General features: G+C 69.7%; 13 protein-coding genes. 8 read left to right on the top strand and 5 right to left on the bottom strand.

Features of this window, described 5'->3' with window-relative positions; genetic code table 11:
• Positions 1-150 precede the first annotated feature (150 nt).
• The 7 genes from G5C60_RS09845 (at position 151) to G5C60_RS09815 (ending at position 8,828) form a co-directional block, all read left to right on the top strand.
• Positions 151-618 (top strand): GntR family transcriptional regulator, encoded by a 468-nt coding sequence (locus tag G5C60_RS09845; RefSeq protein WP_165256924.1) that lies wholly within the window; start codon positions 151-153, stop codon positions 616-618.
• Between the two features lie 4 nt (positions 619-622).
• Entirely contained in the window at positions 623-1,561 is a 939-nt protein-coding gene (locus tag G5C60_RS09840) for an ABC transporter ATP-binding protein (RefSeq protein WP_165256977.1), read from the top strand.
• On the top strand, positions 1,558-2,613 hold the full coding sequence (locus tag G5C60_RS09835) for an ABC transporter permease (RefSeq protein WP_165256922.1): 1,056 nt from the start codon (positions 1,558-1,560) through the stop codon (positions 2,611-2,613). The genes G5C60_RS09840 and G5C60_RS09835 overlap by 4 nt, the downstream gene beginning before the upstream one ends.
• Before the next feature lie 113 nt (positions 2,614-2,726).
• Positions 2,727-6,086 carry a S8 family peptidase gene (locus G5C60_RS09830; RefSeq protein ID WP_165256920.1) on the top strand — a complete coding sequence of 1,120 codons (3,360 nt, stop codon included), beginning with the start codon at positions 2,727-2,729 and terminating at the stop codon, positions 6,084-6,086.
• Between the two features lie 738 nt (positions 6,087-6,824).
• Positions 6,825-7,058, top strand: coding sequence for a hypothetical protein (locus G5C60_RS09825; RefSeq protein ID WP_165256918.1), 234 nt, complete (start codon positions 6,825-6,827; stop codon positions 7,056-7,058).
• 243 nt (positions 7,059-7,301) lie between these two features.
• A complete protein-coding gene (locus G5C60_RS09820; RefSeq protein WP_338145764.1) occupies positions 7,302-7,811 on the top strand; it encodes an NUDIX hydrolase in 510 nt (169 codons plus the stop codon).
• Positions 7,812-8,114: 303 nt separating this feature from the next.
• The gene (locus G5C60_RS09815) at positions 8,115-8,828 is read left to right on the top strand and encodes a class I SAM-dependent methyltransferase (protein WP_165256914.1); all 714 of its coding nucleotides are present in this window, start codon (positions 8,115-8,117) and stop codon (positions 8,826-8,828) included.
• A gap of 45 nt (positions 8,829-8,873) precedes the next feature.
• On the opposite strand, the gene G5C60_RS09810 is transcribed toward G5C60_RS09815, so the two are convergent.
• The 3 genes from G5C60_RS09810 to nadC all read right to left on the bottom strand — a co-directional run bounded on the left by G5C60_RS09810 (position 8,874) and on the right by nadC (position 11,254).
• Positions 8,874-9,170: a DUF1330 domain-containing protein gene (locus G5C60_RS09810; RefSeq protein WP_165256912.1), complete on the bottom strand. Its 297-nt coding sequence runs from the start codon at positions 9,168-9,170 to the stop codon at positions 8,874-8,876.
• Positions 9,171-9,515: 345 nt separating this feature from the next.
• A complete protein-coding gene (locus tag G5C60_RS09805) occupies positions 9,516-10,373 on the bottom strand; it encodes a PhzF family phenazine biosynthesis protein (RefSeq protein WP_165256910.1) in 858 nt (285 codons plus the stop codon).
• The gene (nadC, locus tag G5C60_RS09800) at positions 10,361-11,254 is read right to left on the bottom strand and encodes a carboxylating nicotinate-nucleotide diphosphorylase (RefSeq protein ID WP_165256908.1); all 894 of its coding nucleotides are present in this window, start codon (positions 11,252-11,254) and stop codon (positions 10,361-10,363) included. Before nadC ends, G5C60_RS09805 begins: the two co-directional genes overlap by 13 nt.
• 387 nt (positions 11,255-11,641) lie before the next feature.
• On the opposite strand from nadC, the gene G5C60_RS51740 reads away from it, so the two are divergent.
• On the top strand, positions 11,642-12,067 hold the full coding sequence (locus G5C60_RS51740; protein ID WP_165256906.1) for a winged helix-turn-helix transcriptional regulator: 426 nt from the start codon (positions 11,642-11,644) through the stop codon (positions 12,065-12,067).
• A gap of 358 nt (positions 12,068-12,425) precedes the next feature.
• Here G5C60_RS51740 and G5C60_RS51735 read toward each other — a convergent pair whose 3' ends face one another.
• Positions 12,426-13,067: a TniQ family protein gene (locus tag G5C60_RS51735; RefSeq protein ID WP_338145763.1), complete on the bottom strand. Its 642-nt coding sequence runs from the start codon at positions 13,065-13,067 to the stop codon at positions 12,426-12,428.
• A 354-nt stretch (positions 13,068-13,421) separates the two neighbouring features.
• The gene (locus G5C60_RS09785; RefSeq protein WP_165256904.1) at positions 13,422-14,054 is read right to left on the bottom strand and encodes a TetR/AcrR family transcriptional regulator; all 633 of its coding nucleotides are present in this window, start codon (positions 14,052-14,054) and stop codon (positions 13,422-13,424) included.
• Between the last annotated feature and the right edge of the window lie 69 nt (positions 14,055-14,123).

The following is a 14,123-nucleotide window of genomic DNA, read 5'->3' as shown; positions in this document are numbered from 1 at the left end:
TCAGCAACCAACGAAAGCAGCATCAGGCACAGCGCGACGCCTGGAAAAAAGACGGTCAGCGTACCTCCCACACGCTTCTCCTCGTCCCCGGCCGGGATTGACAACCGTCCTCGCACCCCTCCATCATCATTCCACTAATCAGATAGTGGAATGGTGGTGGTGATCGTGGAGTACCGCATCGACAGGCGGAGCGGGGTCCCCGCCTTCCAGCAGATCGTGCAGCAGACCAAGCAGGCCCTCCGGCTGGGCGTACTCGTGCCGGGTGACCGGCTGCCCACCGCCAAGGAGGTCGCCGCGACCAGCACGGTCAACCCGAACACCACCCTCAAGGCGTACCGCGAGCTGGAGCGCGAGGGCCTGGTCGAACCGCGACCGGGCCAGGGCACCTTCGTACGCCGCACGCTGGGCCGCCCCGAGACGGGCACCGACTCGCCGCTGTACGTGGAGTTGGTGGCGTGGATGTCGAAGGCGGCCGGGGCCGGTCTGGAGCAGGAGGACGTGGCCGCGCTGGTCGCGTCGGCGATGGAGAAGCAGTACGCCGCCGGGAACGTGGCGGCAACGGAGTCCACGACAACGGGGGCCACGGGGGCCACGACAACTAGGAGCACAGGTGAGTGAAGGTATGTACGCGGGGGAACCGGCGATCGAGGCGTACGGGCTGGGGATGCGCTACCGGCGGGGCTGGGCGTTGCGGGACTGCTCCTTCCGGCTCCCGGCGGGACGGATCTGCGGCCTGGTGGGACCCAACGGGGCGGGCAAGACCACGCTGCTGAGCATCGCGGCCCATGTCCTGCAGCCGACGAACGGCTCGATCAGCCTGTTCGGTGAGGCTCCGGGCTCGGTGGAGTCCGGTCGGCGCACAGCGTTCCTCGCCCAGGAGAAGCCCCTGTTCCGCCGCTTCACCGTGGCGGAGACCCTGCGTCTGGGCCGGGAGCTGAACCCCGGCTGGGACCAGCGCGCCGCCGAGGGCATCATCCGCGCGGGCAACGTGCCCTTCGACGCGAAGATCAGCACCCTCTCCGGAGGCCAGCGCACCCGCGTCGCCATCGCCCTCGCCTTCGGAAAGAGCCCCGACCTGCTGATGCTCGACGAGCCGATGTCGGACCTCGACCCGGTCGTGCGCCACGAGATCATGGGCACCCTCCTCGCCGAGGCCGCCGAGCGCGGAACCACCGTGCTGATGTCCACCCACGTCCTCGCCGAACTGGAGAACGTGTGCGACTACCTCGTTGTCGTCTCCGGCGGCGGCGTGCGCCTCGCCGGTGACGTGGACGAGCTGATGTCCGTGCACACCCTGGTCACGGGCGCCAAGGAGGGTGACGGCATGCCTCCCGCCCTCGCCCTCGGGGGCCACACCCTCGTCGAGTCCCGGACCAGCGGACGGCAGTTCACCGCGCTCATCCGCCCCGACGGCCCGGTCACCGGCCCCTGGGACATAAACGCCCCGAACATGGAGGAACTCCTGCTCGCCTATCTCCGCTCACCCGACGCACCACCGCTGATCACCCCCACCGCCCAGGTCCACGGCCAGGGGTTCGGCACCGGGGCGGTGGCGGCATGAGCACCTTCACCCGCAGCTCGACCAGCACCTCGACCGGCTCCACCAGCGACGGCAAGAACGGGACCATGAACGCGACCACCACGGAGGCCAACCGGCGCCCCCGACTCAGCGGTATGACCTGGCTGATCTGGCGCCAGCACCGGGCCGCGTTCTGGACGATCCTCGCCGCCACCGCGCTCTCCGTGGCCTGGATCGTCTACCAGCGCGGCCAGCTGGTCGACTTCCTCGACGGTTACGGCTATCCCGGCAAGAGCCTCGACGAGGTGGACGGCAGTTTCCAGCAGTACAGCGACGCGTTCTCCTTCGTCTCCACGGGTCTCCAGGCGATACCCATCCTGTTCGGTGTCTTCCTCGGCGCCCCGCTCATCGCGGGCGACCTGGAGAACGGCACCGCCAAGCTGGTCGCCGCCCAGTCCATGAGCCGGACCCGCTGGCTCGCCACGAAGCTGGCGCTGGCCGGACTAGTGGTCGTGGTGAGCACGGGCGTGTTGTCGGCGGTGTTCGGCTGGTGGTGGAACCCCGTCAAGTCCGAGGCCACGGTCATGGACTGGACCTCGGGCGCCGCGTTCAACACGACGGGCCCAGTGCCTGTCGCCCTCACCCTCTTCTCCGTCTTCGGCGGGGTGGCGATCGGTGTGGTGCTGCGACGCACGCTGACGGCCATGGTGGTCACCTTCGGTTTCACCGTCGTCCTCCAGCTTGTCTGGGGCTACTTCCTGCTGTCGCTCGGCAACGTCGTCACGGTCACGACGAACAAGGGTGTCACAGGCGAGAACGCGTACCCGTCGCTCCCCGACGACGCCTACGAAATCGATCAGTCGTATGTCACCGGCAGCGGGGATGTGGTGGGCTGGGGCACCTGTTCGGGGGCGCAGACCGACGCGGCACTGCAGGCGTGCCTGGACAAGGCCGATGTCGTGGGCTTTTCGGTGGATTACCTCCCGATGTCGCAGATGAACGCCATGCAGTGGTTCGGGGCGTCGATTCTGTTCGCCCTGACCGCCGGTGTCGTGGCGTTCCTCTTCTTCTGGGGTCGTAAGCGGCTCGTCTGAGTTCGTACGCCCCGCGCCCCTTTGCGAAGGGGCGCCTCTTTCCCCCTCTGTTTCTTTGTCCCGTCCGCCGGGCCGCTTCGCCATGCCCGAAGGTCCGGAGAGAAAGGCATGCCTTGAATCACCGTAAGAAGCGAGCGAGTGAGGCTTCCGCTCTCGCCGTGCTCGTCGCCGCCGCCCTTACCGCGGCCCTGCTCGGTGCCCCGGAATCCGGGGCCGCACAGTCCGTCGGCGGTACGGCAGGTACGGCCGGCGCCCTCGGCAAGGCCAGGACAGTCACCCTCGTCACCGGTGACCGGGTCACCCTGGACGCCACCGGACAGGTCACCGGTGTGCGGCCCGGCAAGGGTCGGGAAGGCACCGCCTTCCGAATAGCGCGGAGCGCCGACCGCACCTACGTCGTCCCGCGTGACGCCGAGCGGCTCCTCGCGAACGGCACCGCCGACCGGCGGCTGTTCGACGTGACGCAGCTGGTCAAGTGGGGTTACGACGACGCGGCCCGCCCCGACCTCCCGCTGATCGTGACGTACGCCAAGGGCCGCACCCTCGCGCCGAGCGCGCTGTCCGCCGCCGGAGCCCGGGTCAGCCGGGACCTGTCCAGCGTCAACGGGGACGCGCTGAAGGCCCGTAAGTCCGAGGGCGCCGACCTGTGGGAGACGCTCACCGGCAGCGGGGGGACGGCGCGGGCGAGGTCGGCCGCCGCCGACCGGGTCGAGAAGATCTGGCTCGACGGGAAGGTCGAGGCGGCCCTCGACCGGAGCACCGCCCAGATCGGCGCCCCCGAGGCCTGGGCGGCCGGGTACGACGGCACGGGCGTCAAGGTCGCCGTGCTGGACACCGGGGTCGACGGCACGCACCCGGATCTGGAGGGCCGTATCGACGCGGCGAAGAACTTCTCCGAGGCGGCGGACACCGTCGACCGGGTGGGTCACGGCACGCATGTGGCGTCGACGGTCGCGGGGTCCGGCGCGCACTCCGGGGGGAAGTACAAGGGGGTCGCGCCGGGTGCCCGGCTGATCAGCGGCAAGGTGCTCGACGACGAGGGCTTCGGCGAGGAGTCCGGCGTCATCGCCGGTGCGCAGTGGGCCGTCGCGCAGGGCGCCGAGGTGGTCAACCTGAGCCTGGGCGGCCCCGACAGCCCCGGTGACGACCCCCTCGAACAGGCGGTGGACGAGCTGTCCGCCTCCTCCAGCGCCCTCTTCGTGATCGCCGCCGGCAACGATGGCCCCGCCGCCGGCACCGTCGGTTCGCCGGGCAGCGCCGCCGCCGCGCTCACCGTGGGCGCGGTGGACCGCACCGACGCGATGGCCGATTTCTCCAGCCGCGGCCCGACGGCGGACGGTTCCCTCAAGCCCGACCTCACCGCCCCCGGCGTCGACATCGTCGCCGCGAAGGCCGCCGAGGGCACGGAGGGCGACCCGGCCGCCGACGGCTACGTCTCGATGAGCGGTACGTCGATGGCGACCCCGCATGTCGCGGGCGCCGCCGCGATCCTCGCCCAGCGCCACCCCGACTGGACCGGTGAGCGCATCAAGGCCGCGCTCACCGCATCCGCCAAGCCGACCGCCGGTGTCTCGGCGTTCGCGCAGGGCACGGGCCGTACGGACCTCCCCCGTGCCCTCGGCCAGCAGCTCACCACCAACCCGGCCACCCTCGGCTTCCCCGCCCAGCAGTGGCCGCACACCGACGACCAGCCGGCCACGAAGACGGTCACCTACCGCAACGACGGCGACCGCCCCCTCACCCTCGACCTGAGCACCGAGGCGTACGGCGAGGACGGAAAGCCCGCCGCCGAGGGCATGTTCGAGGTCTCACCGAAGCAGCTCACGGTTCCGGCGGGCGCCACCGCGACCGCCCAGGTCACCGCCGACAGCGGCGCGGGCACGGCCGACGGCTCCTTCGGCGGCGCGCTCACCGCGACGGACGGAGCGGGTACGACCGTACGGACCGGCATCGGCGTACACCGCGAGATCGAGTCGTACGACCTGACGGTCAAGCATCTCGACCTGCAGGGCAAGCCCGCCAGGCGTTCGGAGACCGGGGTGCAGGGTCTGGACAACGAGATCGGGCAGGCCTACTCCGACGACACGGACGGCGAGTTCACCGTACGGCTGCCCAAGGGGCGTTACAGCCTCGAAGGCCGGATCGACACGGGCGCGAACCCCGAAGACCGCTCCGGGGAGCTGGCCCTCCTCCTCAACCCGAAGTTCTCGCTCACCCGTGACACCACCCTCGTCATGGACGCCCGCAAGGCCAAGCCGGTCCGGATCACCGTGCCGGACAGCAGGGCCAAGCACACCGACGCCACCCTCAACTACGGGTTCGAAATCGGCGGGAACCGGTACTTCTCCACGTACCCCATCGGCGACTTCGGCAGGCTGCGCGTCGGTCAGTTCGGGGCCCGGCTTCCGGCGGGCGAGGCGTTCGCGCAGTACAGCGGCACCTGGACGCACGGCAGTACGCACTACCGGCCGGCCTGGAACCGTACCGGCGACCTGTCGGGCTTCACCGCGAACCTGAAGCGCGGGCAGTTCGCCAAGGTCACGTTCGCCGCCGGTGCGCCCGCCAGGGGCAAGACGGCGACGTTCGCCGCCGCGCCGCTGACTCCGGTCGGCCAGTCGGGCGGCATAAACCCCGACACGCGCTCGCTGCCGGGCGCTTTCACCGAGTACGTCCTGCCGGGCGTGCGGTGGCGGTACTCCGTCGAGCAGATCGGAGGCAAGGACGCGGACGGCGAACCGGTGTGGGAGGCCCGCCAGTGGAGCGCGAAGCCCCGCTCGTACAGCGCGGGCAGGCAGTACACCGAGCGCTTCAACACCGGCGTCTTCGGCCCGCACCTCACCGGCCCGCTGACGGACGGCGCGGACCGCCCCGGCGCGGTCCGCGTCGGCGACACCTTCCTCGCCTACCTCCCCCTCTTCTCCGACGGCGCCGGCCATATCGGCGACTCCCCGTACAGCAGGGCCAGGAGCACCCTGTACGCGGGCGGCACGCGGGTCTTCGCCGTGGACACGCCGCTGACCGGCGTCTCGTACGAACTCCCCGCTGCCAAGCGCTCGTTCCGTCTCACCACGGACGTCTCCCGCCCCACCACGCTGTCCTCGGTCAGCACCCGGGTCACCGCCGAGTGGACCTTCACCTCCGCGCACGTCACCGGTGAGCAGCGGCTGCCGCTGTCGGTGGTCCGCTTCACGCCCCGGCTGTCCACGGAGAGCACGGCCAAGGCGGGTACGCGTTTCTCTGTCCCGTTCACGGTCGAGGGCGCGGCCACCGCGCGCACCGCCCGCAAGTTGGCCTTCTCCGTCTCGTACGACGACGGCCGGACCTGGCACCCGGCGAAGGCGGTCGACGGCAAGCGCCTCGACCTGCGTCACCCGGCGAAGGCGGGCGCGGTCTCTCTGCGCGTGACGCTCACGGACGCGGCCGGCAACACCCTGAAGCAGACGATCCACCGGGCCTATCGGACCGTCAAGTAGGCCTCTGTACACGTGTGTTGGTTGGACGCCCGGGTCGGCTTCGGCCGGCTCGGGCGCTCTTGCCCTGAACGGGACCCGCTGACCGTCGGAAAGTGAGAGGGGCCGGAGGGGAGGAGGGGAGCAGCTCGATCAACAGGGAGACGATCGGCACGAACGGCACCATCGAGGCGAGCTCGTCGCGCAGCGCCTTGGCCTCGGCCGGGATGTCCTCGGCCGACAGCGGCGGGATCACCAGCTTCCCCTGCTCGTCCAAGCGGACCGCGCCCACGTCACCCGGAGAGGCGCTCGCCAGAGTCTCCTCCAGATCGGTGAGGGCCCTGGTGGAGCTGCATCCGGGCCCCCGACGGAAGAGACACGCCGATCGTCCCACCGCAAGCCCCCAACTGCCTTCAAAACAAGCGACATCACCCTCAGAACACCAAGCCACCTCCTGTACCCACCAACAAACGTCTCCCCGACTCACGTACGTAGCTACATGACTAACGTGCTTTACACGGCATCAACGCATTGACCTGTAGAGACACTTGACAGCACTAGATAATCATCGACACGACCGCCGCAAGGACGCCTACCTGGCCTACGTCAACGCAGCGCGGGCGTTCATACCCGTAACTGAGGAACTGTTCCGCGCCGAGGAAGCGGACACACTCTGGACGCCCTTCCCGGCCGAACCCAGTGCTGCCTGGCGCAAGAAGGCACCCGAGCGTCTGCGCGCGTTGACCACCGCGTTCGATCGCATTGACCTGGAGGGTCCGCCGGAGGTCATCGCCCCCCGGGCTCGCGATCATTGCGTCAGCGCACCGCCTGATCGCGGGCTCCGAAATCTTCGCCAAGGAAGCTGAGCAGGAAGCCGCCGAGGGCGGCAGCGCCACCGAAATGGATCTGCTGCGCGCCGAGGTCCACCACTACAGGATGCTCTGCGGCGAGTTCCGCAAGCAGGCCAAGAAGGCGCTGGATCTCTCAGGCAGCTGAGGCAAATGCCCCAAGCCAGCATGCCCGGAGTCAGCCGAGACGAACACAAGCTGAACCGTCTCACTGATCTCCGGGCACCGCAGGTCACCGACTCGCGCTACCCGGACTTACCTGAGACAGGACAATAGGTGTCGTATTTGCAGGACAACTGTCGTCATCCGCGTCCGGCCTCCTGGTGCAGGTGCTTTGGGGCCAGCCTCCGCGAGTCGCCGAGAAACGACGTTGTCGGTGGACTCTGCCAGGGTGTGCGACGTGGATGAATTGGTGGAGCGTGTCGACGGTCGAGATCGCGTGCTGGGGGTGGTCAGCCGTCGGGAGGCCATCCGGGAGGGTTGGCTGCACCGGGTCGCCGTGACGGTGTGTCGTGATGAACGTGGGCGGATCCTCATCCACCGGCGGTCGGAGCAGGTATCGCGCTTCCCCGGGCTCTATGAGGTCGAGGTCGGTGGCACCGCAAATGTCGGCGAGTCCTATGAACAGGCCGCCGCGCGGGAGCCGACCGAAGAGCTGAGCATTCGTGCGCTGCCGCGCCTGGTGTTCACGTTCATCAACCGCAGCGGCTTGAGCCCTCACTGGCTCGGCGTGCACGAAGCCGTGGTGCCGGACGCCATGGTCCCCGATCCCGATGAGGTCGCCTGGCATGGCTGGCTGACCGAGCCGGAGCTCGACTCGGCCCTGCTGGAGTGGCGCTTCACCCCCGATAGCCACGAAGCCTTCAGCCGGTATCTCGCGTTCCGGACCGCGCAGTCCTGACCTCTCTCGCCTCGCGGGCTGGGACGCCTGCGTGCGGCCAACGCGCCTTGTGAGATCGGCTGATCGCCATGGCCGAACTCCCGGCGATCGCCGGCGCAGACCGCGCGACCGCACACCGCTACTTCGACGACTTCGCCCTCCGCCGACTCCCCGCCGCGCTCGCCACGGCCCGTCAGGACACCGTCACGGCGGCCATGGCACCGCTGGCCGAGATGTTCGGCGACGCCGGCGGCATGGTCCAGCTGAGCCGTGAGCAGGCTCGCGGCCGGGCCGGCGACTTCGAGATCATCGAGTACATCCTGCGTGCTCAGCCCGGAGGCGTGCCCGGCACCTGGGGCCACCACTTCGACGACTACCTCCTGCACGCTCCCATCACCGACCAGCACCGCAACAAGATCGCCCACCAGGCCGCGCTCATCGAGTCCGCACTCGGGAGCGACCCGGCGGACGTCCCGAGCACGGCCCCCGCGCGCCACCGGCCGCCGCATCCTGCTGATCGCGTCCGGAGGCGCCGCCGACCTGCGCCGGGTCGACCCGGCTCTCCTGCACCCCGCCGACCGCCTGGTCCTCAACGACGTCGACCCCGACGCCCTCCAGCACGCCCTCACACACCTGCCGCCCGCGACCCGCGCCCAGACCGCCGCGGCCCCCGGCAACGTCCTGCGCACCGCCGCCCACCTGGCCGCCGACCACGGCCCCTTCGATCTGGTCCTGGCCGGAGGCCTCTTCGACTACCTCGAAGAACGCTTCGCCCGAGCCCTGATCCGCACCACCCTGTCCCGCCTGTGCCGCCCCGGAGGCACGTTCTACTTCTCCAACATCGCGACCCCGAACCCGTACGCCGCCCTGATGACCCACATCGGCCGCTGGAACCTCGTCGAACGCACCCCCGCCGACATCGAGGCCGACGTCCGAGCCGCCGCGCCGCCGGGAACCGTCGCCGGACTGGACATCACCGCCGATGCCACCGGCCTGACGCTTTTCGCGACGGTGCGGTGCGCTGACGAGCCGGGGTGATCCCCGCAGCCGGCATCGTGTTCCTCCCTGACGCAGCATCGGTCGTCAGTCGAGGCCTTCGATGATGCGGAAGTCGCGCTCGAAGCCGTCGGGGAGTTCGGCCAGCGCCTTCTGGTAGGCCGCACTCTCGTATGCGGCGACCGCCTGTTCGAAGCTGTCGAACTCGATCAGGACAACGCGCTCGGCGATTCCGGCTTCGTGTGCGACGACCCGGCTGCCGATGCTGGCGAGCACCCGCCCGCCTGCGGCCTTGACGGCCAGACCGGCCAGTTCGTTGTAGACATCAAGCCCCTCAGGGTCTGTGATGGTGGGGTAGACGCTGACCCAGTAGCCCTTGGCCACGGTTCCTCCTGTGTTCGGGATTGATGATCAGAAGCTTGCTCAGATCCATGGCCGGCGCGCTGTGGGTCAGCGAGCCGACGGAGACGGCGTCGAAGTCGGACGGCTTCGGTCAACCGGCTGGGGCTGCGGTCGGAGCCGGTCGAGTCGATGACCGGCCTCGCCGGAAGGGCGGCGGCCTGAACTGGAACGAAGAGGAGCCGACAAGTAGGGAGGAGTCGCACCAGTACGGCGTGATCGGCCATCAACCCTGAGCCCCTGCCACAGATGCCGCCAGAACTGGCCGGGCTCTCACCGGAGCAGTTGGACCTGCTGCGCACCGGCACCCTCGCCTTGAGCGCGCGGGCCTCATCGCATGACCCTGCGCACGATCGCTGCCTGGCCGCCGACTCGGATCCGGTGTCCCGTGCGGTCGCGGCGGACGGTCGCTGTGATGGTGGACGGGCTGCCGAGGTGGTCACCCATGTCGACAGTGAGGCGGTGTGTGCCGAACCCGGCAGCATGCGCTGCCAGGCAGGCCGTGCTGTTGGCGTTGGCGATGTCCTCGGCGACGCCGATCGGCGGGGCGAACATCCGGGCTGCTGCTCGGCCGTGTCGGTCCGGGGGCGAGTAGGCGTAGCAGCCCAGCAGACCGTAGCGGTCACAAGCTGCGCGTAACAGGGTTGAGTCCGGCGTGAGTTCGGCCAGTGCGGCGCGGGATCGGATGGGCAGCAGAAGCCTCGGCCGCCCGTTCGACGCCACGCAGGCGTCGCCGGCGACCGCGTCCTCCGTCAGTCCGAGGCCGCCTGCGACTGCCCTCAGTTCGGGTCCACCGGCGCTACGCAGGCTGACCGGGCCCGGGCCGAACGACGCCGTCAGGCCGTCACCGTTTCGGCTTGCCCGACCGTCGAAGCTGCGGTGGGCTGTACGCAGGACGGCGCGGTAGTCGTGGTCGCCGCCTTCCCGTTCGGCGAGCACGGCGAGGGCGGCGACGGTGCCGTGGCCGCAGGCGGGCAGTTCGTCCTGGGCGGTGAAGAACCGCAGTGTGTACGCGGGCTGACGACGCTCGATTCCGGTCGCGCGGAGGAAGACGGCGTGCGATGTTCCCAACTCCGCGGGAATGCGGCATCGCTCCTCGTCGGTGAACGGCGCATCATCCAGAACGGCGGTCGGGCTGCCACCCGCGCCGTCTCGCTGACACGCGTCGACGACCGCTACCTCGGACATGGCACCGGGCCGGTGGTCAGCAGCATGGTCAGGTCCAGTGCGGGCGCGCTGTGCGTCAACGCCCCGACCGAGATGAGGTCGACGCCCGTCCCGGCGATGGCGAGAACTGTGTCCAGGCGGATGGTGCCCGAGGCCTCCAGCAGGATCCGGGAAGCGTCGGCCCGCCCGGCCCGGAGCTTCACGACCTGCTCGATGTCGGCCACCGGCATGTTGTCGAGCATGATCCAGCGGGCTCCGGCGTCGAGGGCCTCGACGGCCTGTGTGACGGTCTGCACCTCGACATCGCTCTCCACGGTCCGCCCGGTGCGCGCCATCCCGCGCCTGACCGCCTCGATCGCGGCGGTCACCCCGCCCGCCGCGGCGATGTGGTTCTCCTTGAGCAGGACCATCGCCGCGAGATCGGGGCGGTGGTTGTGGCCGCCGCCGGCGGTGACCGCGTACTTGTCCAGGGCGCGCAGGCCCGGCGCCGTCTTGCGCGTGTCCAGGATGCGCGCCCTGGTCCCTGCCACAGCTTGGACGTAGCGGTCGGTCAGCGTCGCGATGCCGCACATGCGCTGCAGGAAGTTCAGCGCCGCACGCTCCCCGGTGATCAGGCTGCGCGCCGAACCGGACAGGTGCACCAGGACCTGGCCGTCGGCCAGTCGGGCGCCGTCGGCGACGGCCGGCTCGACCTTGACCTCGGGGTCGACCTGCGCGAAGACCTCGGCGACCACGGGGAGGCCGGCGGCGATGCCGCTTTGCCGGGTGCGGATCTCGGCCGTGGCCGCCAGGTCCTCGGGAACGCTCCACTCGGTGGTGATGTCCTTCCCTGACGCGTCCTCGGCCAGGGCGGCAGCGGCGGCGGCCCGTGCTGCCGCAGAGGGAAACTCGGTCGTGGTCATCTGGTCTCCAGCTCTGAGTGGACGTTGGCTTGGTGGCGGCAACCGCTGACGAGGCAGCACTGAAGTTCCGCTGGGCCGGTTTGCAGGACCTGGTGGATCCTGTACTCGATCTCCCGCGTGCCGGTCACCCGTCCCCCCGCCACGAACAGGTTCCGGGTGAGCCGTCCGTGCGACTCGGCGCCGACGTCGGACTCGGGGCACCATGCGCATGTACTGGTCCTCCCAGCCGGTCTCGCCTCCGTCGACCCGGGCTTTCAGGAACGCCTCTCACCCAGGTCGTCAGGGCAGGTGCCACAACAGCCTCCTCCGTTTCGATTTCCGAAGCGGTCACCGATGCTAGCGTGTCGGAATTCGAAGCATCAACCCTGGAGAGCTGGACATCCCGACATGGCAACACCCAGACCTGGCAGTCCTGTTCGCGGCTCGACCACCGGCCGCCCCCTCATGGCCGCACTCGATCTGTTCGGGCGGCGGTGGAGTCTGCGCATCCTGTGGGAGCTTCGCGCGGGTCCGCTTGGATTCCGCCCCTTGCAGAAGCGGTGCGACGACATGTCCTCCAGCGTGATGCGGCAGCGCCTGACCGAACTGCTGGATGCCCAGGTGATTCACCAACTACCGGACAGCCGCTACGAGCTCACCCCGCTGGGACAGGAGGCGCGCCACGCCCTGAACCCCCTCGCCCGCTGGGCGGAACACTGGGCGGCCACGATCGACCCGCAAGGGGCGGACCACACCGACGACCAGTCCGCCAGCCGCGTCTCACATCCGGACACAGTGGGCGACGGGGCGACGGAGAGGGGCTCCGCGGACTGACGCCCCGCCTCGGATCGGAGGCGGGGCGGGACCGCCGGGTCACGAGGTTGCCGTGGCTCGGCCGAGCGCCGGGGGCAGGCGCGAAACCTCCGCCAATCCTTCTTCGGATTTCGAAGCGATGGTGTCCAGCCTGCGACAGTGCTTCGATATTCGAAGCGCACTTGTCCGACTTCGATCAAGGGGGCGGCATGACTCAGCAGAACACCGACACGGAACGTTCCACCATCCTGTCCTGGAGGGAACCAGGGCCGCTCTTCGCCTTCAAAGGGGAACTGACGGGCCTGCAGTACTTGCAAGGCCTGGCACAAGTAGACGCTGAGCGCACGGTCGGCATCGCGAAGTCTGTGAACGAGCGGGGTCATCGACTCTCGCGCTTCGCAGGGATCCGCAGCTCGGAGCAACCGCGTCGCGGTCTGCAGAACCGCGCCCGTGGCCAGAGAGTCGGTCGGCGGCGCGGTGTAGGGCTTGGAGGTCTTCTTCTTCCCGGTGGTGTTGAGCAGGGGCTGGGCCTGCGCGGTGCGGGAAGCATGCTCGGCGTCGAGCACGGCGGCCAGGAACGATGTGCCTGCGTACGGGCGGGCTTCGGGCCAGGTCCGGAAGGTGCCGACGGGGCGTCGCAGCCCGCAAGACACTGCGGGCAGTACGGAGAGGTGCGCATGAAGACCCAACGGTTGGGCCGGGCGAGCTGCCGGGGGTCCTTCCCTTCCCCGTAGCGGCGGCTGAGGAGGCCATATCGCTGCCCCAGCGGGGCGAGCAACAACGTGCCGGCCTCCGCCACGGTCAGCTGTGCCGCGCGGGCCACCCGCACAAGGCGCGGCTTGTCCATGTCTGCAAGAAGCCAGGGCGAAACGATGACGGCGCTGCCACTCCCTTCGTCCAACAATCCCATCCTGGCGGCGACTTGGGCCGATGCCGTGCCGTTGCGATAGGCGAGGCGGAGGATGAAGCCGATCAGGGTCTCGTCGTCGAGCGGGTCGAGGCTGCGGGGAAGCGGGCGCACGCCGTGCTCACCCCGCTTCCGTTGCCGGCGTCTGTGACACGCTGCGCGGACTGCCCGTACGCGAGCGCGGAATCAGCCCGAGGGTGCGGCTCAGAGACGGAGACGCCCCGAGACCTGCCACGAGCTGCCGGCCGAGCGCGGCGCGGCCTTTCCCTGCCTGCCGGTAGAAGTCAGCAAGCCCGGCGCGCTCAATCTGAACCACCACAGGTCACAGCATCACGCTGGTTCACCTTCACTGAGACGGGTCGGGTCACTGGTGACCTGGCTGTTCCGTCGCACCGAAGGTTGGTCGGCAGGGCGGAGTGCCCCGCCTGCGGTCGGGGCTCGTGCCCGGACGAGGCGGACAGTGCCGGCTCAGCCGCTCGGCTGAGTCGGGCCCGTGGCTGGTGGCCAGCTCCGGAGGGCCATGTCGGCCACGTGTTGCAGGTCGTCGCGGGTGGTGCCGCTGGCGGCCTGGACCGCGATGCCGTTGGCCACGGTCATGAGGTAGCGGGCGAGCAGGCCGGGATCGGTGCCGGGGGGCAGGTCGCCTTCGTCGACGGCTCGCTTGAACCGGTCGCGGAGGAGGGAGGTGTGCTCGTTGCGCCAGGCGATGAGGTCGTCGCGGGCCTTGCGTCCCGGGTCGCCGGCGGCGAGGGACGCTTGGACGCCGAGGCATCCGGTGGGGCAGCCGGGGCGGGTGGTGGCCCGGACGGAGCCGTTGAGGAACGCGGTGGCCACCTGCCGGGCGGTCGGCTCCTGCATGGCACGCGCTCCGTACGAGGCGGGGCCCTCGGTGTAGCGCTCCAGGGCCTTGCGGAACAGGTCCTCCTTGTTGCCGAAGGCCGCGTACATGCTGGTCCGGGTGATGCCCATGGCGCTGGTCAGGTCGGTGAGGCTGGCGCCTTCGTAGCCCTGTTCCCAGAAGACCCGCATGGCGTGTTCAAGAGCTTGGTCGGTGTCGAAGCCTCTCGGTCGGCCGATCGGTGCCTTCCGTCGTGTCTCCATGCAATCGATCGTACCTCTTTTGCACTGGTCGGTACGGAAGGTGTTACAGTCTCGTTCGGTACCGATCGG

It is taken from the genome of Streptomyces scabichelini (genome assembly GCF_011045015.1).
In the GTDB taxonomy this organism is placed as follows: Bacteria; Actinomycetota; Actinomycetes; order Streptomycetales; family Streptomycetaceae; genus Streptomyces; species Streptomyces scabichelini.
This window is presented reverse-complemented; position numbering and strand designations above follow the sequence as displayed.